The organism is Nocardioides sp. (assembly GCF_050246775.1).
Classification (GTDB): domain Bacteria; phylum Actinomycetota; class Actinomycetes; order Propionibacteriales; family Nocardioidaceae; genus Nocardioides.
This window is the reverse complement of record NZ_JBFWVK010000001.1, coordinates 1,998,241-2,021,490: the sequence shown is the minus strand read 5'-3', so window position 1 is coordinate 2,021,490 and position 23,250 is coordinate 1,998,241. Positions and strand designations below refer to the sequence as shown.

Below are 23,250 nucleotides of genomic sequence, written 5' to 3'. Positions count from 1 at the left end.
GGTCAGCCTCGCACCAGCACCGTCTGTTCGCGACCGGGGCCGACCCCGACGCCCCAGAACTGCGTGCCCGACATCGACTCCAGCGCCTCCACGTAGCGCTGCGCGTTCTTCGGCAGGTCCGCGAAGGTGCGGCACCCGGAGATGTCGCTCTGCCATCCGTCGAAGAGCTCGTAGATCGGCTTGGCGTGGTGGAACTCCGACTGCGTCATCGGCATCTCGTCGTGGCGCACGCCGTCGATGTCGTAGGCCACGCAGACGGGGATCTGCTCCCAGCTGTCGAGGACGTCGAGCTTGGTGAGGTAGTAGTCGGTCAGCCCGTTGACCCGGCTGGCGTAGCGCGCCACGACCGCGTCGTACCAGCCACAGCGCCGGTTGCGACCTGTCGAGACGCCGACCTCGCCACCGATCTCCCAGAGCTTCTCGCCGTCCTCGTCGAACAGCTCCGTGGGGAACGGGCCGGAGCCCACGCGGGTCGTGTAGGCCTTGATCACACCGATCACGCGATCGATGCGGGTGGGCCCGACGCCGGCTCCGGTGCAGACACCCCCGGCCACGGCGTTGCTGGAGGTGACGAACGGGTAGGTGCCGTGGTCGACGTCCAGCATGGTGGCCTGCGCACCTTCGAACAGCACCGTCTTGCCCTCGTCGAGAGCGGTGTTGAGCAGCAGGCTGGTGTCGGTGACCATCGGCCGCAGGCGCTCGGAGTAGCCCAGCAACTCCTCGACGATCTCCTCCACGCCGATGGCGCGCCGGTTGTAGACCTTGGCGAGTAGGTGGTTCTTCATGTCCAGCGCGGCTTCGACCTTCTGGCGCAGGATCGACTCGTCGAAGAGGTCGGCGACGCGGATGCCGGTGCGGTTGATCTTGTCGGCGTAGGCCGGGCCGATCCCGCGCCCGGTCGTGCCGATCTTGTTCTTGCCCAGGAAGCGTTCGGCGACCTTGTCGATCGTGGAGTGGTACGACGCGATGATGTGCGCGTTGGCGCTCACGAGCAGGTTCGTGACGTCGACGCCGCGCTGCTCGAGTCCGTCGATCTCGCGGAACAGTGCCTCGGGCGAGACCACCACCCCGTTGGCGATGACCGCCGTGCAACCGGGCGTCAGGATGCCACTGGGCAACAGGTGGGTGGCGAACTTCTCACCGTTGACCACGATGGTGTGACCCGCGTTGTGCCCACCGCTGGTGCGCACGCAGTAGTCGATCGTCGCCCCACTCGACTGGCTCTGGGTGGCCAGCAGGTCGGTCGCCTTGCCCTTACCCTCGTCGCCCCACTGGGCGCCGAGGATCACGATGGCGGGCATCGCATCTCCTTCGGTGGTCGAGACTGGTCGAGACCTCTGAAATGCAAGCGGCCCCGGCGACAAGGCACCGGGGCTCTTGCGGCCATACGTTACCAAAGTCCGGGTCGGTAGTGTCCTGGCCATGGATCCTCTGCTCGTCATCACCAACAGCGATGCCGGCTCGGCCGATCAGGACAACCTGGACGCCGCCCTCGACGTGCTGCGAGCGCAGGTGTCGGTCGAGGTCGCAGCCACGTCGAACCCCGGCGAGCTCGACGGCGTCCTGCACCGGGCCGCCTCGCGCCGGATCGTGGTCGCGGGGGGCGACGGGTCCATGCACGCCGTCGTCGCGGCCCTGCACCGCCGCAACGAGCTGAAGGACAAGGTGCTGGGTCTGATCCCGCTCGGCACCGGCAACGACTTCGCGCGGGGCACCGGCATCCCGCTCGACCCGGCAGAGGCGGCGCACCTGGTGCTGAACGGCGACATCCGGCCGGTGGACCTGATCGTGGACGAGCTCGGTGAGGTCGTCGTCAACAACGTGCACGCCGGGATCGGCGCACAGGCCAGCCGACGCGCGCACCGCTGGAAGGGTCGGCTCGGCAAGGTCGGGCTCGGACGCCTGGGCTATCCGATCGGGGCCGTCCTGTCCACCTTCCAGCCGCCGTTCGTGCGCCTGCACATCGAGATCGACGGCAAGGTCGTCGTCGACCTCGACCAGCCGGTGCTCCAGATCGCGCTCGGCAACGGCTCCCACGTCGGCGGCGGCACCGAGCTGAACCCCGAGGCCGACCCGGAGAGCGGCCGCATCGACGTGGTGATCTCGCGGGCCCTCAGCCCGGCCGCTCGGCTGGCGTACGTGGTCCACCTGCGGCGCGGCGAGCACCACCGCCGCGACGACGTCATCAACGTCCGGGCCCGGGAGGTCTCGATCTCCGGTGAGGAGTTCTGGTGCAGTGCCGACGGTGAGATCTACGGGCCCGAGCGGCAGCGCACGTGGCGCCTCGAACCGGCCGCCTACGCGATGACCCTGCCCTCCTAGACGAGCCGGCCTCAGTGGGGTCCTAGAGCAGCCCTCGCCGGGCGGCTTCGACACCGGCCTGGAAGCGGGTCTCCACGTGGAACTCGTCGAGCAGGTCGGCCACGCGGCGCCGTACCGTGCGCAGGCTGAGCCCCAGGCTGCGGGCGATCTGCTCGTCCTTGGCGCCGGCCGCCAGCTGACGCAGCAGCAGCTTGCGCGATACGGCCTGGCTACGACGCTCACCGAGCTCCGGCACCGGGAGGGCCTGCTCCCAGGTGCTCTCGAACAGCATGGCCAAGGCGCCGACGATGGCCGGTTGCCGAATCAGCAGGCGGGGCTCGTCGGTGTGTCCCAGCGGTTCGGGAAGCACCGCGTGGGTGGTGCCGATGACGATGAGGCGGGTGGGCAGCTCGGGGACCATCCTGATCTCCTCACCGGCCGCCGCACGGGTCCGTAGGGCGTCAGGCGCCTCCTGCAGAGCCAGTTCGGGGTAGATCGCGCGGGACCGGCGCCCCGAGGCGACCGCATTGGCGATCACCTCCGCGACCGCCGACTCACGCGGGATCCGCCAGGCGTCGGGGCGGAACCAGAGCAGGTCACCGCGACTGTTCTCCACCAGGGCGCGCAGCAGCTTGAGGGGTTCGCCACCGGAGCTCACCTCACCGTCGAGGGCCGACACCTCCGCGACCTCACCTGGCGCCGGGCGACTGTTGGCGGCCACCAGGTGCGGGATGGCCAGGGCGAGATCCTCGAGACGGTCACGCGAACGGGCCGCACGCTCGGCTTCGCTGGCGACCTTGCCGGCCAGCACTGCCGACGCGGTGAGGACCCGGACCCGGTTGTCGGTCAGCTGCACGAGACCGTGATCGGCGAGCCGGGCCAGCTCCACCTCGAGCTCGGCCGGAGTGGTGATGAGCCGCGAGGCCAGCAGGCCGACGGTGCCCCCGGAGAGCGGCAGGATGCGCTGGTGGAGCCGCTCCAGATCAGCGGGAACTCCGAGAGCGGCCAGAACGGACGCGGCAACACGACGAGGCATCCTGGCAGTTTAGTGCCACTGGCATCTTCAGGGGCGAAGTTCGGCATCAACGGATGCGAAGATGCTGGCTCGACCCACCTGGAGCGACGGTCCCACCGCGGGGGATGTGACTGCCGGGGGGTGGCTCGGGAAGCGCGAGGCGCTGGATTCAACGGATCCGGCGCCTCCCGCCTTTTCAGGCTCTGGGCCTCAGGCTCTGGCCCTCAGGAGCGCGACTCCGGTCGCAGGTGCGGGAACAGGATCGTCTCCCGGATGTTCGCACCGGTGAAGAGCATGATCAGGCGGTCGATGCCCAGGCCGAGGCCCCCCATGGGCGGGGCGCCGTACTCCAGAGCGCGCAGGAAGTCCTCGTCGAGCTGCATGGCCTCGGCATCGCCCGCGGCAGCGAGCTGTGACTGTGCCGTGAGGACCTCGCGCTGCACCACGGGGTCGATCAGCTCGGTGAAGCCGGTGCCGCGTTCGACCCCGGCGATGATGAGGTCCCAGGCCTCGATCAGCCGCGGGTCGTCACGGTGCTCGCGCGCCAGGGGCTGGGCCGACGGCGGGTAGTCGTAGAGGAACGTCGGCTGCAGCAGGGTGGGTTCCACCAGCTCGCCGAGGATCTCCAGCACCAGCTTCTCGGCGCCCCAGGACGGGTCGAAGGCCAGCTCCTTGGCCTGCATGAGGCTTCGGAGCGTCTCCACGTCGGTGTCGGGGGTGATGACCTCGCCCACCGCGTCGCTGACCGCGTCGTAGACGGGCAGCCAACGCCACTCACCGTCGAGGTCGACGACCCCTGCTGGCGTCTCGACCTGCCGGCTGCCCAGGGCGTCGGCCGCGGCCAGGAACATCGCCTGCATCAGCTCGGCGATGCTGCGCTGGTCGCCGTAGGCCTGGTAGGCCTCGAGCATCGTGAACTCGGGGCTGTGAGTGGAGTCGGAGCCCTCGTTGCGGAAGATGCGGCCGATCTCGAAGACCTTGTCCACCCCGCCGACGACCGCCTTCTTGAGGTTGAGCTCGAGCGCGATGCGCAGCGTCATCTCCTGGTCGAAGGCGTTGATGTGGGTGCGGAAGGGTCGCGCCGAGGCACCACCGTGGATCAGCTGGAGCACCGGCGTCTCGATCTCCACGTAGCCCCGCTCCTCGAGCGTGGCCCGGATGGCGCGCACGATCCGGGAGCGGTTGCGCACCATGTCGCGGGCCTCCTGGCGGACCACGAGGTCGGCGTAGCGCTGACGGACCCGGGACTCCTCCGAGAGGTCCTTGTGCAGGACAGGGAGCGGTCGCAGTGCCTTGGAGGCCATCTCCCAACGGGCGGCCATCACCGACAGCTCGCCGCGCTTGGAGGAGATCACCCGGCCCTCCACGAACACGTGGTCCCCGAGGTCGACGGTCGCCTTCCAGTCGGCGAGGGCGTCCTCACCGACCTCGCTCAGGCTCAGCATCACCTGGAGCCGGGTCCCGATGCCCTCCTGCAGGGTCGCGAAGCAGAGCTTGCCGGTGTTGCGCACGAAGATGACCCGGCCGGCCACCCCGACGACGTCCTGGGTCTCCTCGCCGGTGTCGAGATGCCCCCACTGCTCACGCACCTCCTCCAGCGTGTGCGTCCGGGCGACCGAGACGGGGTAGGCCTGCTTGCCCTCGTCCAGGAGCCGTTGCCGCTTGGCCCGCCGGACCTTCATCTGGTCGGAGAGGTCGAGCTCGGGCTGTCCGGGGGTGTCACTCACCCGCGAAGGATACCGAGCCGGTGCGAGCCGCTGGCCTCAGCCCAGCAGCTCGTCGTAGGCGGCAGGGCTGGAGTCACGCAGGAACTCCGAGCAGCGTTCCCACTCGGACTCCTCGCCGATCGCCTTGGCCGACTGCGCGAGCAGCGCGAGGCTGCGCAGGAAGCCGCGGTTCGGCTCGTGCTCCCACGGCACGGGGCCGTGGCCCTTCCAGCCGTTGCGGCGCAGCATGTCGAGGCTGCGGTGGTAGCCGACCCGCGAGTAGGCGTAGACGGTCACGTCGTCGGCGCCCTGCTCCTTCGCCTGGGCGGCGAGCGCCGCCCACGCCCACGGAGATGCCGGCGCGTGGCGTACGACGTCGACCGGGTCGGCCCCGCCTGCGAGTTCGGCGGCAGCGGGGTCAACGGGCAGGTGGGTGGGCGGCGGTCCTGCCATCAGGTCGAAGTGGCTCATGGCGCCAGCGTAGGTCAGCGGCGAGGAATCGATGTCGGCGGTCAGGTGTTGACTACTTCCATGGCCGACACTCTCGACACCGACGCGCCCGCGAAGGCGCCGCACGAGCTCAACCCCTGGCCGGCGCTCTTCGCGCTGTGCCTGGGCTTCTTCATGATCCTGGTGGACTCGACCATCGTGTCGGTCGCGACGCCGGCGATCATCGAGGACTTCGGGGCCGGCGTGAACGAGGTGGTCTGGGTGACCAGCGCCTACCTGCTGGCCTATGCGGTTCCCGTGCTCATCACCGGTCGTCTCGGTGACCGGTTCGGCCAGAAGCGGATCTACCTCATCGGACTCACCGTCTTCACCCTGGCCTCGCTGTGGTGCGGTCTGACCGGGACCATCGAGCAGTTGATCATCGCGCGGGTGGTGCAGGGCCTCGGTGCCGCTCTGATGACCCCGCAGACGATGGCCACCATCACCCGGATCTTCCCCGCCGAGCGCCGTGGCCAGGCGATGGCCCTGTGGGGCGCCACCGCCGGTGTGGCCACGCTCGTCGGGCCGATCCTGGGCGGCGTGCTGGTCGACTCACTCGGTTGGGAGTGGATCTTCATCATCAACGTGCCGGTCGGCATCCTCGGCTTCGTGCTGGCCTGGCGCCTGGTGCCCAGGCTGCCCACCAACCCGCACCGCTTCGACTGGCTCGGCGTCGCGCTCAGCGGGCTCGGCATGTTCGCCCTCGTGTTCGGCATCCAGGAGGGCCACCAGCACGACTGGGGCACGGGGATCTGGTCGCTGATCGCGGCGGGCATCGCCGTGATGGGCCTGTTCGTGCTCTGGCAGGCCCGCAACACCCGCGAGCCGCTCGTGCCGCTGCGGCTCTTCCGGGACCGCAACTTCTCGCTGGCCAACGTCGGCATCACCACGATGGGGTTCGCCATCACCGCCATGGCGATCCCCCTGATGCTCTACGCCCAGCTCGTCCGGGGCCTCTCCCCGACCGGTGCGGCCCTGCTGCTGGTGCCGATGGCACTGGTCACGCTGGGTCTGGCGCCGATCGTCGGCAAGCTCACCGACACCATCCACCCCCGGATCCTGACGGGTGCGGGCTTCGGGCTCACGGTGACCTCCTTGGTGTGGCTGTCGCGAGTGATGACGCCCGGCAGTGCGACCTGGGAGATCCTGCTACCGATGGCCCTGCTCGGGCTCGGCAACGCCGGTGTCTGGGCGCCCTTGAGCGCCACCGCCACCCGCAACCTCGAGATGCGCGAGGCCGGCGCCGGCGCAGGTGTCTACAACGCCACCCGTCAGTTCGGTGCCGTGCTGGGCGCGGCCGCGATCGCGGTCCTCATGGACTCCCGCCTGGCCGCCAACCTTCCGGGGATGGGTTCGGCGGGATCGGCGGAGGCCGCGGGCGGTGCCCTGCCCGCGGCCGTCCAGGGACCGTTCAGCCATGCGATGGCTCAGTCGATGCTGCTGCCGCCGGCCGTCCTGCTCATCGGCCTGATCGCGGTGCTGTTCTTCGCGACACCGCGCCACCTGAAGCAGGTCAGCTGAGCGACGTGCCTGCCGAGCGCAGGTTCTCGCACGCGGTGACGATGCGAGCGGCCATGCCCTCTTCGCCGGCCTTGCCCCAGGCGCGCGGGTCGTAGGCCTTCTTGTTGCCGACCTCGCCGTCCACCTTCAGCACACCGTCGTAGTTGGTGAACATGTGGGCAGCGATCGGCCGGGTGAACGCATACTGCGTGTCGGTGTCGACGTTCATCTTGATCACCCCGTAGTCGACCGCGGCCGCGATCTCCTCCGGCAGCGACCCCGATCCACCGTGGAAGACCAGGTCGAAGGGCAGCGACCCCGCCTCGAGCCCCAACTGGGCGACGACGGCCTCCTGGGCCTCCTTGAGGATCTCGGGGCGCAGCTTGACGTTGCCTGGCTTGTAGACGCCGTGCACGTTGCCGAACGTGAGGGCGGTCAGGTAGCGACCCTTCTCGCCGGTCCCGAGCGCGGCCACCGTCGCCAGGGCGTCCTCGGCGGTGCTGTAGAGCTTGTCGCCGGCACCGCCCTCGACGCCGTCCTCCTCGCCACCGACCACGCCGACCTCGATCTCGAGCACGATGTGGGCCGCCGCGGACAGCGCCAGCAACTCCTCGGCGATCTGCAGGTTCTCCTCGAGCGGTACGGCGCTGCCGTCCCACATGTGGGACTGGAACAGGGGGTTCTCGCCCCGCGCGACCCGCTCCGCGGAGATCGCCAGCAGCGGTCGGACGAAACCGTCGAGCTTGTCCTTGGGACAGTGGTCGGTGTGCAGCGCCACGTTGACGGGGTAGTTCTTGGCGACCTCGGCGGCGTAGGCCGCGAAGGCTGCCGACCCGGTGACCATGTTCTTGACCGACGGGCCGGAGAGGTAGTCAGCGCCTCCGGTCGAGACCTGGATGATGCCGTCGGAGCCGGCATCGGCATAGCCCTTGAGCGCGGCATTCAGCGTCTGCGAGGACGACACGTTGATGGCGGGGTAGGCGAAGGATCCCGCCTTCGCGGCGTCGAGCATCTGGGCGTAGACCTCGGGGGTGGCGATGGGCATGCGATCTCCTGAGAAGCGGGGCAGGCGTGCGAGGCTCACCACACTAGTGGCTACCGGGCGGTCGTCTCATCCCCGCCAGGCGGGCACGTCACCGGCACCCGACAGGTCGGCATGCGTTCGGATCCAGGAGTGCATGGCGATGGCCGCGGCCGCCGAGGCGTTGATCGAGCGGGTCGAGCCGAACTGGGCGATGGAGAACGTGCCGTCGCAGACCTCGTGCGCCTGCGTGGACAGTCCTGGCCCCTCCTGGCCGAAGAGGAAGCACACGCGCCGCGGGACCGTCATCGTCTCGAGGTGGGCGGAGCCCGGGAGGTTGTCGATGCCGAGCAGCTGGACGTCGATCCCGTGCAGGTAGGCGGCCAGGTCGGCGGCGCTCGCGTGGTGCCGGATGTGCTGGTATCGGTCGGTGACCATGGCCCCGCGCCGGTTCCAGCGGCGATTGCCGACGATATGCACCTCGGCGGCCAGGAACGCGTTCGCGGAGCGCACGATGGTCCCGATGTTGAAGTCGTGCTGCCAGTTCTCGATGGCCACGTGGAAGTCGTGGCGGCGCTCGTCGAGGTCGGCCACGATCGCCTCCATGCTCCAGTAGCGATACCGGTCCACCACGTTGCGGCGGTCCCCGGCGGCCAGCAGCTCGGCGTCGTACCAGGGCTCCGTGGGCAGCGGCCCCACCCAGGGCCCGACGCCCACTTCTGCGGGCCCGTGGGGCATCGGGTCGTACGGCGCCCGCTGCTCCATCTCACCCTCGAGTCCCATGACACGCGAGCGTAACCGCAGGCCAGTTAGGGTTGTGCCCGTGACTTCGCTGCTCCAGCTCCAGCCCCTGCTGTTGGGCATGAACTGGATGGACCCCACCTGGCTCCTGGAGCAGTTCGGTCAGGAGCTCTTCTGGATCAGCCTGGCCATCGTGTTCGTCGAGTGCGGGCTGTTCTTCCCGTTCCTGCCCGGAGACACCCTGCTGTTCGCGATGGGGCTGTTCATCGCCACCGAGCAGATCGACATCTTCGGCGGTCACCACTCCTTCGACCTGATCGCCGCCCTGACGCTGTTCACATTGGCGGCGTTCCTCGGCAACGTGGCCGGCTACGAGATCGGCCGACGGATCGGCCCTCCGCTCTACGAGCGGGAGGGGCGCATCCTCAAGCGCAAGTACTTCGACCAGACCGAGACCTTCTTCGCCAAGCACGGCAACAAGGCGCTGGTGATCGGTCGCTTCGTGCCGTTCGTGCGCACCTTCATCACGGTGGTCGCGGGGGTCACCCAGATGGATCGGCGCCGCTTCTTCGTGTGGAGCGCCATCGGCGCGGTGCTGTGGGTCACCACGATCACCCTGCTCGGCTACTTCCTCGGCACCAGCCCGATCGGCGACTGGCTGCAGACCAACATCGACTACGCGATCCTGCTGCTCCTCGCGCTCTCGGTGATCCCGGTGGCCCTCGAGTGGTGGCGGCACCGGCGTCCCTCGGCCAAGGTCGCGGACTGACTACTTCTTCTCCGTCGACTCCAGGCGGCCGAAGGCGATCATCCGGTTGTCGGTGTGGAACAGCTCCGAGCACGTCGTCAGGGTGATCAGCTTCTGACCGGGCTTCTGGGCCGGCTGGATGCCGCCATCGGGGTTCGTCGGCAACGGGTCGAGCACCCAGGTGCTGGTGAACGGCACGACCAGGGCATCACCCCCGCTGGTCAGGACGTAGGTGTAGATGCGGGTCCGGGTCTCGATCTGGACCTCGTCACCGACCTCCAGGTCGGGCATGTCCCGGAAGGGCTCGCCGTGGGTGACCCGGTGGGCGGCCAGCGCGTAGTTGCCGACCTGGCCGACCGACGCCGTCTCGGTGAAGTGCCCGACGCCCGAGGCCAGTACGTCGTCGCTGGTGCCCTGCAGGATGGGGACCACGTAGTCCTTGCCGAAGCGCGGGACGCGCAGCAGGGCGTCAGCCTTCATCTCATCGACGGCGGCGAAGTCCTCACCCGCCTTCCACTGCTCCTGCAGGGAGGTGGTCACTTCGCGATGTTTGCGCGCGGAGACGATGTTGGTGCCGTAGAACTGCCAGGCGACGTACCCGATGAGTCCCAGGCCGCACACGATGAGCAGCCAGCCCAGACGGGACTGCCAGCGGCGACGCCGCGCTTTGTCAGACATGGCGGACATTGTCGCCCACTAGTGTCGGCGGCATGACACGAGTCGCCCGACGGCTGCAGGGCATCGCGCCGACGATCTTCGCTGAGATGTCGGCCCTCGCCGTGCGCACGAGTGCGGTCAACCTCGGCCAGGGCTTCCCGGACGCCGACGGGCCGACGTCGGCCATCCGGCGGGCCGAGCGGGCCCTCGAGGGCGGCGAGAACCAGTACGCCCCGGGTCCGGGCCGGCCTGAGCTGCGCGCCGCCGTCGCGCGGCACCAGGAGCGCCACTACGGCGTCATGCTGGACCCGGACTCGGAAGTGGTCGTGACGACCGGGGCGACCGAGGCCGTCGCCGCGGCCATCCTGGGTCTGGTGGACCCGGGTGACGAGGTCGTGGTGCTGGAGCCGTTCTACGACTCCTACGTCGCCGTGCTGCAGATGGCCGGCGCCGTACGCCGTCCGGTGACGCTGCGCGCGCCTGCGTTCCGTCTCGACATCGAGGCGCTCGCGGCCGCCGTCACCGACCGGACCAGGTTCGTGCTGCTCAACACCCCGCACAATCCCACGGGCACGGTGCTGGACCGGACCGAGCTCGAGGCGGTGGCGGCGCTGGCCATCGCCCACGACCTCGTGGTGATCACTGACGAGGTCTATGAGCACCTCACCTACGACGTCGAGCACGTTCCGCTGTGCACCCTGCCTGGCATGGCCGAGCGGACCCTCACCATCTCGAGCGTCGGGAAGTCCTACTCCTTCACCGGCTGGAAGGTGGGTTGGGCGACCGGGCCGGCGGACCTGGTGGGCGCCGTCCTGGCGGCCAAGCAGTGGCTGACCTTCACCTCGGCAGGGCCGTTGCAGTCAGCTGTCGCAACGGCTCTCGACACCGAGCAGGCCTGGCCGCTCGGGCTGGCCGAGGACCTCCGGGCCCGACGCGACCTGCTGTGTGCCGGCCTGGACTCCCTCGGCCTGCCCGCACCGCTGCCGCAGGGCAGCTACTTCGCCATCACCGACATCGCTCACCTGGGCTGGCCCGACGGCCGGACCTTCTGCCTTGCGCTGCCCGAGCGCGCCGGTGTGGTGGCGATCCCGGTGCAGGGCTTCTACGACGACGCCGAGGCCGGGAGACACCTGGTGCGCTGGGCCTTCTGCAAGGACAGATCGGTCATCGAGGAAGGTCTGCGCCGCCTCGGAGCGGCGGATCTGACCTATCGTTGAGAGGTGAGCTTCGAGGTCACCGCTGAGAACTACTCCCGGTTCATGGGGCGATGGGCCGACCCGCTGGCGATCGCCTTCGCCGACTTCGTCGACGTGCAGCCCGGGGACCGGGTCCTGGATGTCGGCTGTGGGCCGGGCACCTTGACCGCAGTGCTGGTGGACCGGCTGGGGTCAGGGTCGGTGTCGGCGATCGACCCGTCGGAGTCGTTCGTGCGGGCGACCGCAGCCAGGTTCCCGGACGTCTCCACCACCTCGGGCGCCGCCGAGGACCTGCCCTACCCGGACGACGCCTTCGACCTGGCCCTCGCCCAGCTCGTGGTGCACTTCATGAGCGATCCGGTGGCGGGGCTGCGTGAGATGGGCCGCGTGACCCGCCCCGGGGGCGTGGTCGCGGCATGCGTGTGGGACCACGCAGGCGGACAGGGCCCGTTGTCGCCCTTCTGGGACGCAGTGGCCGAGTTGGACCCGGACGCCCCCGGTGAGGCACAGCTGCCGGGCACGACGCAGGGCCACCTGGTCCAGCTGGCGAGCCAGGCCGGGCTGACGGCTCCGTCGGGAGGTGCCCTGACCGTGGCGGTCAGGTGCGACACCGTCGAGGACTGGTGGGGACCGTTCACGTTGGGCGTCGGCCCGTCCGGGGACTACGTGGCCGGCCTCTCCGAGGAGCGCAGGGCTCGTCTCCAGGAGCTGTGCACCCAACGGCTGCCGAAGGCACCGTTCGAGATCCAGGCAACGGCCTGGACGATGCGCGCCCGCGCGTGATCCTCAGGCGCGGGGCGGGGCCGGGCGGCGACACCACGCGATCGCCTTGCTGCTGAGCAGCAGCCGCATGACCACTCCGGCCGCGATGAGCAGGGGCAGCGTCACGAAGCTGCTGACCAAGGCCACCACGGACAGGCCGGCGACGACCCCCGAGGAGATGACCATGGCGATCCGCGCCCACTCGCGGCCGCGCCAGACCAACAGGGTCGCGATGCTGGTCAATGCCGCCCAGACCAGCAGCCCGACGAGCATCAGTCCCACCCCGACCAGCAGGGTCTGCTCGGGCATCCCGGAGGTGTCGAGATTCGGGTTCTGGGCGAGCGCCTCGTCGAGCAGGCGGCTGCCGTCCACCAGCAGGGTGACCAGTGCGAACAGCAGCAGGACAGCAGTGAAGGTGCAGAAGGCCCAACTGATGACGCAGGCCCACAGCACCTGGTCGGGGCGCGCCCGGACGGAGTCGAGCATCCCCCGCGAAGCAGGGGGCAGGGGCGCGCCGAAACCGACGTACGGCGCCGGCTCGGTCGGCGGCGGGGCCTGGGACCAGTGCCCGGGTTCGCGCGCACCGGACGGGTGCACGATCTCGGGCCGGGCCCGAGTCACGCCGTTGAACCAGTCGCGGGCCGGGCGGGACCACAGCAGGAGAGCCGAAGCTGCGACCAGCGAGGAGAAGAAGCCACCCGTGGCGACGCCTGAGATGAACAGCGGGACGGCCACGACGGTCAGGGCGATCCGCGAGGGCCGGTGCCGGTGCAGGACGTGCCAGCCGAGGACCGCGGCCGCCGTGGCACAGCCGGCAGCGACCATGGCCAGGACCCGGAGCAACAGGAGCGCTGTGTCGGTGGACATGCCCAGCCCCTCGCCGGGTGGCTCGCCCAAGAACTTCTCCACCTGCTCGCGCACCTCGAGGGTGTGGAAGGAACCGAGCTGCTCGAAAGCTGTCAGCACCACGATGACCGAACCCACGATCACCATCCAGCCAGCCATGGTCACCTGGCTGGGGCGGATCAACTTCGACTCGGTCACCACTCCATTTGACCACCCGGGGCAACCCGGGCGCGGCTGGCCCCTGGCGCGCAACAACGAAATCGCCCAAATGGGTCAGTTTTGGTGACGAATTCGTGTGCCCCGACCGTCCATCGGGGTGGATATCGTCCGCGGGGGATGGGATCTGGGCTGTCTCGCGGTTCAATTGGCAGGTGCCCACAACGCGGTGGTTGCCGTACATCCAGGTGGGAAGACGTCGGGGGGCGTTACAACATGAAGACTCAGGGGAACGCACACGCAGTGCGTTGGAGGATCGACAAGACATCGAGCACCGGCTTCGCCGTGCTCACACATCAGGGGGAGGACAACGCGGTCGAGGTGCAGGTCGAAGTCAGCCGCGGCACCTCGGTGCAGTTCATCTACGGCGGACTCACGTTCCGCGAGATCGCGGCCGGCACCGCGGTCCGGTTGCCACGACACAGCTCGGACCCGAGCCTGCCGAGCTGGAACGTCGTCACGGTCACGTGGCGCGAGGGCAACTGGTGGCAACGACGCCGGGTGCAGCGGTGGCAGGGCGTGCTTGCTCCGGAGCGCGTGGATCGGCCGCGTCGGCGTTCGCCGGTGCCCAGCGGCGCCGGAATCCGGGTGCCATCGCAGAGGCTTCCCCTCTAGCGGTCACAATGCAGGCGTGAGCTCGGTCGTCGACTACGCGCCCTTCGGGGCGGGGCTGTTGGCCATGACCCTGCTCACCGTGGCAGCCGGGCGCTGGGCGGGCACCGGGATCGGCTGGTTCCCACTGTGGGCCATCCTGCGCGCGAGCCTCCAGCTGACAGCTGTGGCACTGCTGCTGCGGGGCATCCTGGCGGTGCCGTGGACGGTGGCGCTCTTCGTGGTGCTCATGCTGTCGACGGCATCGTGGACAGCGGCCGGCCGGCTCGATGGTCTCTGGCATGGTCGGCGAACGGCCGCCGTGGGGGTGCTCGCCGGGGCGTCGACGACGCTGGCGGTGATCTTGGCACTGGGTCTGGTCGACGTGCAGGTGCGCTACGTGGTGGCCGTGGCAGGCATCATCATCGGCAACTCGATGACGGCCGCGACGCTGGCGGGACGCACCTTCCTGCGCGGGTGCCGGGCCCGCAGCGACGAGATCGAGGCGTGGTTCTCGCTGGGCGCCACCCCGGCCCGAGCGCATGGGGAGATCGGTCGCGAGGCCGCGCGCGAGTCGCTGCTGCCCACCCTCGACCAGACGAAGTCCACCGGCCTGGTGACCTTGCCCGGCGCCTTCGTCGGTGCGCTGTTCGGTGGGGCCAGCCCTGCCGAGGCCGCCCAGTTCCAGCTGGTGGTGCTGGTGGGGATCGCCCTGACCATGACCGTGACGAGCATCGTGGTCACCCGGCTCGCGGGACGCTCGCCGTACCTTCTTCGCTGAGCGGGCCGCAGCTGCCCGATCACATGGGGGTGAGCACCAACCCGCCCTCGCTCACGTCGACCGTGACTCCGCCACCGTCGGTGATCGTGCCACTGATCAGCAGCTTGGCCAGGGGGTCGCCGATCGCGGTCTGGATCAGGCGCCGCAGCGGGCGGGCGCCGTACGCCGGGTCGTAGCCGGTCTCGGCGAGCCACGCCTGGGCTGCCGGCGTGACCGTGATGGTGATCCGCCGCACTGCCAGCCGCTGCTCGAGCAACGCCAGTTGCAGGTCCACGATGTGCGTGAGCTCGTCCTTGGTGAGGGCGTCGAACATGACGACCTCGTCGAGCCGGTTGAGGAACTCGGGCTTGAAGTGCTGACGCACGACGGCCATGACCGAGGAGTGCTTCACCTCGGTCGACAACGACGGATCCACGAGGTACGTCGAACCCAGGTTGCTGGTCAGGATCAGGAGCGTGTTGCGGAAGTCCACCGTGCGTCCCTGACCGTCGGTCAGGCGCCCGTCGTCGAGCACCTGCAGCAGGATGTCGAAGACCTCGGGGTGCGCCTTCTCGACCTCGTCGAGCAGCACCACGCTGTAGGGCCGGCGGCGTACGGCCTCGGTCAGCTGACCGCCCTCGTCGTAGCCGACGTATCCGGGCGGGGCGCCGACCAGGCGGGAGACCGAGTGCTTCTCGGAGTACTCACTCATGTCGATGCGCACGATCGCGCGATCGTCGTCGAACAGGAAGTCGGCCAACGCCTTCGCCAGCTCGGTCTTGCCGGTGCCGGTCGGACCCAGGAACAGGAACGAGCCCGTCGGGCGGTTGGGGTCCGAGATGCCTGCGCGGGAGCGACGTACGGCGTCGGACACCGCGTTGACGGCACCCTTCTGCCCGATCAGCCGCTCACCGATGACCGACTCCATCTCCAGCAGCTTGGCGGTCTCGCCCTGCAGCATGCGTCCGGTGGGGATGCCGGTCCAGGCCTCGACGACCTCCGCGATCTGCTCGGCGCCGACCTCCTCCCCGACCAGAGGCTGGGAATCGGACTTCTCGGCGGCCTCGACCGCCACCAGCTTGGCCTCCAATGACGGGATGGACTCGTAGCGGATCTTGCTGGCGGCCTCCAGGTTGCCTTCGCGCAGGTAGCGCTCCTCCTCCATGCGCAGCTGGTCGAGGGCCCGGCGCAGCTCTCCCTCGCCCTCGAGGGAGGCCTTCTCGCGCTCCCAGCGACCCTCGAGCCCGCGCAACTCCTCGGACCGGTCGGCCAGGTCCGCGCGCAGCTTCACCAGGCGGTCGGCAGACGCGGCGTCGCTCTCCTTGGCCAGAGCGAACTCCTCCATCTTGAGCCGATCGACCTGTCGGCGCAGCTGGTCGATCTCCTCGGGTGAGGACTCGATCTCCATGCGCAAGCGCGACGAGGCCTCGTCGATCAGGTCGATGGCCTTGTCCGGCAGCTGACGGCCGGTGATGTAGCGGTCCGACAACGTCGCGGCCGCCACCAGGGCGGCGTCGGTGATCCGCACGCCGTGGTGGGCCTCGTACTTCTCCTGGATGCCCCGCAGGATCTGGATGGTGTCCTCGACGCTGGGCTCTCCGACGAAGACCTGCTGGAAGCGGCGTTCCAGCGCAGGGTCCTTCTCGATCCGCTCGCGGTACTCATCGAGGGTCGTGGCGCCGATCATGTGCAGCTCACCGCGCGCGAGCATCGGCTTGAGCATGTTGCCGGCGTCCATGGCCGAGTCGCCGCCGGCCCCCGCGCCGACCACGGTGTGCAGCTCGTCGATGAACGTGATGATCTGCCCGCCGGCGTCCTTGATCTCCTCCAGGACGGCCTTGAGGCGCTCCTCGAACTCGCCGCGGTACTTCGCGCCCGCCACCATCGCGGCCAGGTCGAGGCTGAGCACGCGGCGGCCCTTCAGGGAGTCGGGCACATCGCCGGCGACCACACGCTGGGCCAGGCCCTCGACGACCGCGGTCTTGCCGACGCCGGGCTCGCCGATGAGGACCGGGTTGTTCTTGGTACGTCGACTCAGCACCTGCACGACGCGACGGATCTCGGCATCCCGGCCGATCACCGGGTCCAGACGCCCTTCGCGGGCGGACTCGGTGAGGTCGACGGAGTACTTCTCGAGCGCCTCGTAGGTCGACTCGGCCTCCGGGCTGGTGACCCGACGGTTGCCCCGCACGGCGGTGAGGCCCTCGCGCAACCCACTCTCGCGCAGCCCTGCGTCGAGCAGGAGCTTCTGGGCACTGCTCTCGACGGAGGCCAGGGCGATCAGCAGGTGCTCGGTGGCGACGTAGTCGTCCTTCATCGAGGACGCCAGGTCCATCGCCGAGGCCAGGGCGCGGGTCAACGCAGCGGAGGCGGCGGGTTGCTGGACGGTCGCGCCGCTGGCCTGCGGCAACGCCTCCATGACCCCTTCGGCACGGGCGGTGAGCGCGGCGGCGTCCACCCCGGCATTGGCGATCAGGGTGCGGCTGATGCCGTCGGGCTCACGCAGGAGCGCCACCAGCAGGTGGATCGGCTCGGTCTGGGTGTTGCCGGCCTTCGTGGCCAGCAACTGGGCGGTCTCGACCGCCGTACGACTCCTCGTGGTGAACTTCGCTGCGTCCATGCATCCAACCTTTCAGCCTGGTTCCAGTGCGTCGAGGGTCCTTCGCCCTCACTTGGCACAACACCATCAAAGTTGAGTGCATTCCACTCAACTTTGGATTTCTGCCGACGTCACCGACCCCGGCGCCAGACCACGATGGACTGGCCTGGGGCCGGCTCACGCAACGCCGGGAGGCGACTGGGCAGGGCGGGCGGAGGCCGCATCGAGGATCGGGCTGCGTCGAGCTCGGCCTGCAGCTCGGCATTGCGACGGGTGAGCGCGTCGATGCGGTGCTCCAGGTCGAGGATGCGGCGTACGCCCTCCAGACCGATGCCGTGGGAGGTGAGCGTCGCGATCTCCCGCAGCAGCTCGATGTCGCGGTAGGAGTAGCGCCGTCCTCCACCCCCGGTGCGGCCCGGGGTGACGAGGCCGAGGCGCTCGTAGGTGCGCAGGGTCTGCGGGTGCAGCCCGGTGAGCTCGGCGGCCACGCTGATCACGTAGACCGCGGCCTCGGGGGTGGGCGAGCCGCTCATGACGCCTCGAAGAGGTTGGTCCGCAGTGCACGGCCCGCGGTGGCCGCCCGGTAGGCCTCCACCGCCTCGCGAGCCGCCTGGTCGAGCACGGCAGGCACCTGCACCTCGACGGTGGCCAACAGGTCCCCGTTGGTGCCGTCCGCCTTGCGTGCCCCCTTGCCTCGCACCCGGAAGGTGCGCCCGTTGGGAGTGCCGGCAGGCAGCTTCAGGGTGACCGGAGCCCCGCCGAGGGTGGGGATCTTCACCTCGGCTCCGAGCGCGGCCTCGTCGAAGGAGATCGGCACCTCGAGGGTCAGGTTGTCGCCCTTGCGAGCGAACAACCGGTGCGGGGTGACTTTGACGTTCACGAACAGGTCGCCGGCCGGGCCGCCGTTCTCGCCAGCTGCGCCCTTGCCCCGCAGCCGGATCTTCTGGCCGTCCTTCACCCCGGCCGGGATCCTGGCCTGGATGCTGCGCGCGGACATGCCCCGCCCACTGCCGTGACAGGTGGGGCAGGGCTCGTCGTAGACGAGTTGCCGGCCGCCACAGGCAGGGCAGGTCTCGTTCATGGAGAACGCCCCGCCCACGCTCGCAACGACGAAGCCGGCCCCTTCGCACTCGGGGCAGATGTGCGGCTTGGTGCCGGGTTTGCCACCGGTGCCCGAACAGTCCGGACACGGGGCGTCACTGGTCAGCCGCAGGCTGATCGTCACACCCTCGATGGCATCGGTGAAGCCGATGGTCGCGGTCGTCTCGACATCGGCACCCTTGGTCGGGCGACGCTGCTGGGTGCGCCCGCGGCCCCCGGCGCCACCGAAGATGTCGCCGAACATGTCCCCGAAGCCACCGCCGGCACGATCGCGCAGCAGGTCGTTGATGTCGAACCCGCCACCGCCGCCGCCGACGCCGAACCCGGTCGGCGCAGCCCGCATCTGGTCGTACTGCTGACGCTTCTCGGCGTCGCCGATCACGTCGTAGGCCTCAGCGACGGCCTTGAACTTCTCGTGCCGAGCGTTGTCACCGGGGTGCGTGTCGGGGTGGTTGTCGCGAGCCAGGCGACGGTAGGCCTTCTTGATGTCGTCGGCCCCGGCGTCCTTCTTGACGCCGAGCTCGGCGTAGAAGTCCTTCTTGGCCCAGTCTGCACTGGTCACTCACTCACCCCCTCTTAGTCGTCGTCTGTCGGGTCCACCACGAGCACCTGGGCCGCGCGCACCACCCGGTCACCGATGCGGTAACCCACCTTGGCGATGTGCTGGCAGGTGGTCACGGTGACCTCGGGGTCCTGACCGATGTGGCTCAGGGCCTCGTGGATGTTGGGATCGAACGGGTCGCCGGGTGCGCCGAAGCGGGTCAGCCCCAGGTTGGCCACCGTGCGCTCGAGCTGCTCCGAGACGGCCTTGAAGCCACCTTCGAGCTCGCCGTGCTGTCGGGCCAGGTCGATGGTGTCGAGGACCTCGATGATCGGCGCGAGCGCGGCGTACGTCGCGTTCTCGCGGATGAGGTCGCGGTCGCGGTCGACCCGGCGCTTGTAGTTCAGGTATTCGGCCTGCAGTCGCTGCAGGTCGGCGGTGCGTTCGGCGAGCGCCATCTGGGTCAGCACGAGCTCGTCGTCGAGCACCGATGCCGGAGCGCCCTCCTCCACCATGTCGGACTCGGCGAGCTCGGTCTCGGTCTCGGGGATGGACTCCCCCGGCCGGGGAGCCGCAGTCTCCTGCGGCTCCCCCTCGCCTCCGACGTTGTCGTCGGTCACTTGGTGTCACCCTCGGCGGCGTCCGTGGACTCACCGTCGGGGGCCTCGTCGACGATCTCGGCGTCCACCACGTCGTCGTCTGCCTCACCGGTGCTGCCGGTGCTGCCACCGGCGGCGGCCTGCTCGGCCTCGGCGGCGGCGTACATCGCGGCGCCCATCTTCTGGCTGGACTCACCGAGCTTGGTGACGCCGGCCTGCAGCTCGTCGGCGGAGGCCTCCGCGTTGTCGAGCGTCGCCTTGAGCGCGTCGACGTCGGCCTGGACCTCGGTCTTGACGTCCTCGGGCAGCTTGTCGGCGTTGTCGGTCAGGAACTTCTCGGTCGTGTAGACCAGCGAGTCGGCCTGGTTGCGCACCTCCACCGCGGCACGACGCTGGGCGTCCTCCTCGGCGTACTGCTCGGCCTCCTTGACCATCCGGGCCACCTCGTCCTTCGACAGGGCGGACCCGCCCGAGATCGTCATCGACTGCTCGCGGCCTGAGGCATGGTCCTTGGCGGACACGTGCACGATGCCGTTGGCGTCGATGTCGAAGGTGACCTCGATCTTCGGGATGCCCCGGGGAGCCGGAGGCAGACCGGTGAGCTCGAAGTTGCCGAGCGGCTGGTTCTGGCCCCACATCTGGCGCTCACCCTGGGCGACCTTGATCTCGACCGAGGGCTGGTTGTCGTCGGCGGTGGTGAAGATCTCCGAGCGCTTCGTCGGGATCGTGGTGTTGCGCTCGATCAGGGTGGTCATGACGCCGCCCTTGGTCTCGATGCCGAGGCTCAACGGGGTGACGTCGAGGAGCAGCACGTCCTTGACCTCGCCCTTGAGCACGCCGGCCTGCAACGCGGCACCGACGGCCACGACCTCGTCGGGGTTGACGCCCTTGTTGGGCTCCTTGCCGCCGAGCAGACCCTTGACCACCTCGGTCACGGCCGGCATGCGGGTCGAGCCACCGACGAGCACGACGTGGTCGATCTTGTCGACCGCGACGCCGCCGTCCTTCAGCACCTGCTGGAACGGCGCCTTGGTCCGGTCGAGCAGATCGGAGGTGAGCTTCTGGAACTCGGCCCGGGTGAGCTTCTCCTCGAAGTGCAGCGGGCCGGACTCACCGTGAGTGATGTAGGGCAGGTGGATCGTGGTCTCGCTGGAGCTCGACAACTCGATCTTGGCCTTCTCGGCGGCCTCCTGGAGGCGCTGGTTGGCGATCTTGTCGGCGGAGAGGTCGACGCCGTTGTTGCCCTTGAACTTCTTGACCATCCACTCCACGACGCGCGCGTCCCAGTCATCGCCACCGAGGTGGTTGTCACCGCTGGTGGCCTTCACCTCGACGACACCCTCACCGATCTCGAGCAGGGACACGTCGAACGTGCCGCCGCCGAGGTCGAAGACGAGGATGGTCTGGTCGTCACCCTTGTCGAGGCCATAGGCCAGGGCGGCGGCCGTGGGCTCGTTGACGATGCGGCTGACGTTGAGTCCGGCGATCTCGCCGGCTTCCTTGGTCGCCTGACGCTGAGCGTCGGAGAAGTACGCCGGCACCGTGATCACCGCGTCGGTGACGGTCTCACCGAGGAACGCCTCGGCGTCGCGCTTCAGCTTCTGCAGCACGAAGGCGCTGATCTGCTGGGGCGTGAAGGCCTTGTCGTCGATCTTGACGGTCCAGTCGGTGCCCATGTGGCGCTTGACCGAACGGATGGTGCGGTCGACGTTGGTGACGGCCTGCCGCTTGGCGACCTCACCGACCAGGACCTCACCGGACTTGGAGAACGCGACCACCGACGGGGTGGTGCGCGCGCCCTCTGCGTTTGCAATGACGGTGGGTTCTCCACCTTCGAGAACCGAGACGACGGAGTTCGTCGTGCCGAGGTCGATGCCGACCGCGCGTGCCATGGAATACCTCCGGGTTGAATCTGCTGGGTGAACTGTGGGTGTTGGTCACAGTCTGTCAAAGAAGTTGAGTCGAATCAACTCAACTCTGATGGTGGGTCCAACGTACCCACTCGCTCGGTTGTTCCCTAGCATCGGGATCATGGCCGAGCCCCTCCTTGTCCCGGTCGAGATCCTCGAAACCCTGAGCGCCATCTGCCTGGCGCTGCCCGAGGTCTACGAGGAGCCGGCCTGGATCGGGATGAGGTGGCGGATCCGCACCAGGACCATTGCCCACGTGGCCACGATCGACCTGGACGCCCCGGGAGCCTTCGCCCGGGCGGTCGACGCGACGGGGATCGTCACGACCATGACCTTCCGTGCGCCGGAGGAGGAGTTGGAGGTGCTCGCCCAGCTCGGACACCCCTTCTACCGACCCGGCTGGGGGGCCAACGTCGTCGGCCTGCTGCTCGACGCCAGCACCGACTGGACCGAGGTGGCCGAGCTGGTCACCGACAGCTTTCGCATCCAGGCGCCGAAGAGGCTCGCGGCCCGACTCGATGAGTCGGCGCAGTAGCGCGGCGGAATAGTTTGGCCGCTCATGGTTTTGTCCTAGGTATGACCGTGCCGACACTGACCCTGAACGACAACACCACCATCCCGCAGCTCGGCTTCGGGGTGTTCCAGGTGCCACCCCCGGAGACCGCCGAGACGGTGACGAAGGCGTTCGAGGTGGGCTACCGCCACATCGACACCGCACAGATGTACCAGAACGAGGAGGGTGTCGGCGCTGCGATCGCAGCCTCCGGCATCGCCCGCGACGAGCTCTTCATCACCAGCAAGCTCAACAACGGCTTCCACCGGCCCGAGGACGCCCGATTCGCCTTCGAGCAGACGCTCACCCGACTGGGCCTCGACCAGGTCGACCTGTTCCTGATCCACTGGCCGCTGCCGACGCAGTACGACGGCGACTTCACCTCGACCTGGCGCACGCTCGCCGAGTTCGTGCAGGACGGCCGGGCCCGCTCCATCGGAGTGTCCAACTTCCAGCCCGCACACCTCACCCGGATCATCGAGGACACCGGGGTCATCCCGGCGGTCAACCAGATCGAGGTGCACCCCTACTTCACCAACGAGGCCGCCCGGACCGCGTCCCACGAGCACGGCATCAAGGTGGAGGCCTGGTCGCCCATCGCGCAGGGCAGGGTGCTCGACAACGAGGTGATCGGCAAGATCGCCAGCAGCCACGGCAGGACGCCGTCACAGGTGACGCTGCGCTGGCACATCGAGCGCGGAGACATCGTCTTCCCGAAGTCGATGCACGTCGAGCGGATGAAGGAGAACTTCGAGATCTTCGACTTCTCCCTCACTCCCGATGAGGTCGCTGCGATCAGTGCCCTCGACCAGGGCGAGAGCGGACGCACCGGACCCAACCCCGACGAGTTCGACTGGATCCCCAGCTAGACATCGAGGGCCCGGCCCCATACCTCCAACAGGTGGGCGAGCCGGGCCCGCTCGAGGTCGCTCAGCGACGCGACCAGTCGCTGCTCGTTGGCCATGTGGGCCTCGAAGGCCCGGTCGATCAGGTGCACCCCCTGATCGGTCAGGGCGACCACGCGACCCCGCGCGTCGTGCTCGCCGACCCGGCGCGTGACCAACCCCCGAGCCACCAGTCGGTCGACCCGTTTGGTGATGGCCCCCGACGTCACCATCGTCCCGGCCGCCAGCTCTCCGGGAGTCAGCTCGAAGGGAGCTCCGTTCCGGCGCAGGGTGGCCATCACGTCGAAGTCGCCCTCGCCGAGCCCGAAGTCGGCGTAGACCGAGACCAGTTCGTCTCTCAGACGCTCGGCCAGTCGGTGCAGTCGCCCGATGATCCCCTGCGGGGACACATCGAGGTCCGGGCGCTCGCGTGCCCACTGCGCCATGATCCGGCCGACGTGATCAGGTTCTCGCTCCATCCCTGGAATATATCTTCTTTGGAAGGTATTATGTC

General features: G+C 69.0%; 23 protein-coding genes. 9 read left to right on the top strand and 14 right to left on the bottom strand.

What is annotated here, in order from left to right:
- Positions 1-2: 2 nt before the first annotated feature.
- Complete coding sequence (locus AB7I40_RS09580; protein ID WP_428347216.1) at positions 3-1,301, bottom strand: adenylosuccinate synthase; 1,299 nt, start codon at positions 1,299-1,301, stop codon at positions 3-5.
- Between the two features lie 121 nt (positions 1,302-1,422).
- On the opposite strand from AB7I40_RS09580, the gene AB7I40_RS09575 reads away from it, so the two are divergent.
- Positions 1,423-2,322, top strand: a complete 900-nt coding sequence (locus tag AB7I40_RS09575) for a diacylglycerol/lipid kinase family protein (RefSeq protein WP_428347215.1) — start codon at positions 1,423-1,425, stop codon at positions 2,320-2,322.
- A gap of 22 nt (positions 2,323-2,344) precedes the next feature.
- Here the strand turns inward: AB7I40_RS09575 and AB7I40_RS09570 are convergent, their stop codons facing one another.
- The 3 genes from AB7I40_RS09570 to AB7I40_RS09560 all read right to left on the bottom strand — a co-directional run bounded on the left by AB7I40_RS09570 (position 2,345) and on the right by AB7I40_RS09560 (position 5,493).
- Positions 2,345-3,337 (bottom strand): DNA-binding response regulator, encoded by a 993-nt coding sequence (locus AB7I40_RS09570; RefSeq protein WP_428347214.1) that lies wholly within the window; start codon positions 3,335-3,337, stop codon positions 2,345-2,347.
- 203 nt (positions 3,338-3,540) lie between these two features.
- The gene (lysS, locus tag AB7I40_RS09565) at positions 3,541-4,998 is read right to left on the bottom strand and encodes a lysine--tRNA ligase (RefSeq protein ID WP_428347274.1); all 1,458 of its coding nucleotides are present in this window, start codon (positions 4,996-4,998) and stop codon (positions 3,541-3,543) included.
- Between the two features lie 81 nt (positions 4,999-5,079).
- Positions 5,080-5,493 (bottom strand): DUF3151 domain-containing protein, encoded by a 414-nt coding sequence (locus tag AB7I40_RS09560; protein ID WP_428347213.1) that lies wholly within the window; start codon positions 5,491-5,493, stop codon positions 5,080-5,082.
- Between the two features lie 60 nt (positions 5,494-5,553).
- On the opposite strand from AB7I40_RS09560, the gene AB7I40_RS09555 reads away from it, so the two are divergent.
- Complete coding sequence (locus AB7I40_RS09555) at positions 5,554-7,032, top strand: DHA2 family efflux MFS transporter permease subunit (RefSeq protein ID WP_428347212.1); 1,479 nt, start codon at positions 5,554-5,556, stop codon at positions 7,030-7,032.
- On the opposite strand, the gene fbaA is transcribed toward AB7I40_RS09555, so the two are convergent.
- The gene (fbaA, locus tag AB7I40_RS09550) at positions 7,025-8,056 is read right to left on the bottom strand and encodes a class II fructose-bisphosphate aldolase (protein ID WP_428347211.1); all 1,032 of its coding nucleotides are present in this window, start codon (positions 8,054-8,056) and stop codon (positions 7,025-7,027) included. The genes AB7I40_RS09555 and fbaA overlap by 8 nt on opposite strands.
- A gap of 66 nt (positions 8,057-8,122) precedes the next feature.
- Complete coding sequence (locus tag AB7I40_RS09545) at positions 8,123-8,815, bottom strand: TrmH family RNA methyltransferase (protein ID WP_428347210.1); 693 nt, start codon at positions 8,813-8,815, stop codon at positions 8,123-8,125.
- Positions 8,816-8,855: 40 nt separating this feature from the next.
- Here AB7I40_RS09545 and AB7I40_RS09540 point away from each other — a divergent pair, with 40 nt between their 5' ends.
- On the top strand, positions 8,856-9,542 hold the full coding sequence (locus tag AB7I40_RS09540; RefSeq protein ID WP_428347209.1) for a DedA family protein: 687 nt from the start codon (positions 8,856-8,858) through the stop codon (positions 9,540-9,542).
- Here the strand turns inward: AB7I40_RS09540 and AB7I40_RS09535 are convergent, their stop codons facing one another.
- The gene (locus tag AB7I40_RS09535) at positions 9,543-10,199 is read right to left on the bottom strand and encodes a class E sortase (protein WP_428347208.1); all 657 of its coding nucleotides are present in this window, start codon (positions 10,197-10,199) and stop codon (positions 9,543-9,545) included.
- A gap of 32 nt (positions 10,200-10,231) precedes the next feature.
- Between AB7I40_RS09535 and AB7I40_RS09530 the strand changes: the two genes are divergently transcribed.
- Together AB7I40_RS09530 and AB7I40_RS09525 are read left to right on the top strand one after the other, a co-directional pair.
- Positions 10,232-11,395 (top strand): pyridoxal phosphate-dependent aminotransferase, encoded by a 1,164-nt coding sequence (locus AB7I40_RS09530; protein ID WP_428347207.1) that lies wholly within the window; start codon positions 10,232-10,234, stop codon positions 11,393-11,395.
- Between the two features lie 3 nt (positions 11,396-11,398).
- Complete coding sequence (locus tag AB7I40_RS09525; RefSeq protein WP_428347206.1) at positions 11,399-12,157, top strand: class I SAM-dependent methyltransferase; 759 nt, start codon at positions 11,399-11,401, stop codon at positions 12,155-12,157.
- Positions 12,158-12,160: 3 nt separating this feature from the next.
- Here AB7I40_RS09525 and AB7I40_RS09520 read toward each other — a convergent pair whose 3' ends face one another.
- Complete coding sequence (locus AB7I40_RS09520) at positions 12,161-13,180, bottom strand: hypothetical protein (protein ID WP_428347205.1); 1,020 nt, start codon at positions 13,178-13,180, stop codon at positions 12,161-12,163.
- 234 nt (positions 13,181-13,414) lie between these two features.
- Here AB7I40_RS09520 and AB7I40_RS09515 point away from each other — a divergent pair, with 234 nt between their 5' ends.
- Together AB7I40_RS09515 and AB7I40_RS09510 are read left to right on the top strand one after the other, a co-directional pair.
- Positions 13,415-13,813, top strand: coding sequence for a hypothetical protein (locus tag AB7I40_RS09515; RefSeq protein ID WP_428347204.1), 399 nt, complete (start codon positions 13,415-13,417; stop codon positions 13,811-13,813).
- A 16-nt stretch (positions 13,814-13,829) separates the two neighbouring features.
- Positions 13,830-14,570, top strand: a complete 741-nt coding sequence (locus tag AB7I40_RS09510) for an ABC transporter permease (RefSeq protein WP_428347203.1) — start codon at positions 13,830-13,832, stop codon at positions 14,568-14,570.
- A gap of 19 nt (positions 14,571-14,589) precedes the next feature.
- Here the strand turns inward: AB7I40_RS09510 and clpB are convergent, their stop codons facing one another.
- The 5 genes from clpB to dnaK form a co-directional block, all read right to left on the bottom strand.
- Entirely contained in the window at positions 14,590-17,169 is a 2,580-nt protein-coding gene (gene clpB, locus AB7I40_RS09505; protein ID WP_428347202.1) for an ATP-dependent chaperone ClpB, read from the bottom strand.
- Between the two features lie 110 nt (positions 17,170-17,279).
- Positions 17,280-17,681 carry a heat shock protein transcriptional repressor HspR gene (locus tag AB7I40_RS09500; protein ID WP_428347201.1) on the bottom strand — a complete coding sequence of 134 codons (402 nt, stop codon included), beginning with the start codon at positions 17,679-17,681 and terminating at the stop codon, positions 17,280-17,282.
- Complete coding sequence (dnaJ, locus tag AB7I40_RS09495) at positions 17,678-18,811, bottom strand: molecular chaperone DnaJ (protein WP_428347200.1); 1,134 nt, start codon at positions 18,809-18,811, stop codon at positions 17,678-17,680. Before dnaJ ends, AB7I40_RS09500 begins: the two co-directional genes overlap by 4 nt.
- 14 nt (positions 18,812-18,825) lie before the next feature.
- The gene (grpE, locus tag AB7I40_RS09490; protein WP_428347199.1) at positions 18,826-19,410 is read right to left on the bottom strand and encodes a nucleotide exchange factor GrpE; all 585 of its coding nucleotides are present in this window, start codon (positions 19,408-19,410) and stop codon (positions 18,826-18,828) included.
- Positions 19,407-21,281 carry a molecular chaperone DnaK gene (gene dnaK, locus AB7I40_RS09485; RefSeq protein ID WP_428347198.1) on the bottom strand — a complete coding sequence of 625 codons (1,875 nt, stop codon included), beginning with the start codon at positions 21,279-21,281 and terminating at the stop codon, positions 19,407-19,409. The genes grpE and dnaK overlap by 4 nt, the downstream gene beginning before the upstream one ends.
- Before the next feature lie 139 nt (positions 21,282-21,420).
- Here dnaK and AB7I40_RS09480 point away from each other — a divergent pair, with 139 nt between their 5' ends.
- Both AB7I40_RS09480 and AB7I40_RS09475 read left to right on the top strand, forming a co-directional pair.
- A complete protein-coding gene (locus AB7I40_RS09480) occupies positions 21,421-21,834 on the top strand; it encodes an MmcQ/YjbR family DNA-binding protein (RefSeq protein WP_428347196.1) in 414 nt (137 codons plus the stop codon).
- A gap of 41 nt (positions 21,835-21,875) precedes the next feature.
- Positions 21,876-22,721 (top strand): aldo/keto reductase, encoded by an 846-nt coding sequence (locus AB7I40_RS09475; protein WP_428347195.1) that lies wholly within the window; start codon positions 21,876-21,878, stop codon positions 22,719-22,721.
- On the opposite strand, the gene AB7I40_RS09470 is transcribed toward AB7I40_RS09475, so the two are convergent.
- A complete protein-coding gene (locus AB7I40_RS09470; protein ID WP_428347194.1) occupies positions 22,718-23,215 on the bottom strand; it encodes a MarR family winged helix-turn-helix transcriptional regulator in 498 nt (165 codons plus the stop codon). The genes AB7I40_RS09475 and AB7I40_RS09470 overlap by 4 nt on opposite strands.
- Between the last annotated feature and the right edge of the window lie 35 nt (positions 23,216-23,250).

What these genes read in the sequence shown, in the direction of transcription:
- AB7I40_RS09580 (WP_428347216.1), bottom strand. Translation starts at nt 1,301, where the DNA reads ATGCCCGCCATCGTGATCCTCGGCGCCCAGTGGGGCGACGAGGGTAAG.
- AB7I40_RS09480 (WP_428347196.1), top strand. Translation starts at nt 21,421, where the DNA reads ATGGCCGAGCCCCTCCTTGTCCCGGTCGAGATCCTCGAAACCCTGAGC.
- AB7I40_RS09575 (WP_428347215.1), top strand. Translation starts at nt 1,423, where the DNA reads ATGGATCCTCTGCTCGTCATCACCAACAGCGATGCCGGCTCGGCCGAT.
- lysS (WP_428347274.1), bottom strand. Translation starts at nt 4,998, where the DNA reads ATGAAGGTCCGGCGGGCCAAGCGGCAACGGCTCCTGGACGAGGGCAAG.
- clpB (WP_428347202.1), bottom strand. Translation starts at nt 17,169, where the DNA reads ATGGACGCAGCGAAGTTCACCACGAGGAGTCGTACGGCGGTCGAGACC.
- AB7I40_RS09515 (WP_428347204.1), top strand. Translation starts at nt 13,415, where the DNA reads ATGAAGACTCAGGGGAACGCACACGCAGTGCGTTGGAGGATCGACAAG.
- AB7I40_RS09530 (WP_428347207.1), top strand. Translation starts at nt 10,232, where the DNA reads ATGACACGAGTCGCCCGACGGCTGCAGGGCATCGCGCCGACGATCTTC.
- AB7I40_RS09470 (WP_428347194.1), bottom strand. Translation starts at nt 23,215, where the DNA reads ATGGAGCGAGAACCTGATCACGTCGGCCGGATCATGGCGCAGTGGGCA.
- AB7I40_RS09545 (WP_428347210.1), bottom strand. Translation starts at nt 8,815, where the DNA reads ATGGGACTCGAGGGTGAGATGGAGCAGCGGGCGCCGTACGACCCGATG.
- AB7I40_RS09555 (WP_428347212.1), top strand. Translation starts at nt 5,554, where the DNA reads ATGGCCGACACTCTCGACACCGACGCGCCCGCGAAGGCGCCGCACGAG.
- dnaK (WP_428347198.1), bottom strand. Translation starts at nt 21,281, where the DNA reads ATGGCACGCGCGGTCGGCATCGACCTCGGCACGACGAACTCCGTCGTC.
- AB7I40_RS09475 (WP_428347195.1), top strand. Translation starts at nt 21,876, where the DNA reads ATGACCGTGCCGACACTGACCCTGAACGACAACACCACCATCCCGCAG.
- AB7I40_RS09560 (WP_428347213.1), bottom strand. Translation starts at nt 5,493, where the DNA reads ATGAGCCACTTCGACCTGATGGCAGGACCGCCGCCCACCCACCTGCCC.
- AB7I40_RS09535 (WP_428347208.1), bottom strand. Translation starts at nt 10,199, where the DNA reads ATGTCTGACAAAGCGCGGCGTCGCCGCTGGCAGTCCCGTCTGGGCTGG.
- AB7I40_RS09570 (WP_428347214.1), bottom strand. Translation starts at nt 3,337, where the DNA reads ATGCCTCGTCGTGTTGCCGCGTCCGTTCTGGCCGCTCTCGGAGTTCCC.
- fbaA (WP_428347211.1), bottom strand. Translation starts at nt 8,056, where the DNA reads ATGCCCATCGCCACCCCCGAGGTCTACGCCCAGATGCTCGACGCCGCG.
- AB7I40_RS09500 (WP_428347201.1), bottom strand. Translation starts at nt 17,681, where the DNA reads ATGAGCGGCTCGCCCACCCCCGAGGCCGCGGTCTACGTGATCAGCGTG.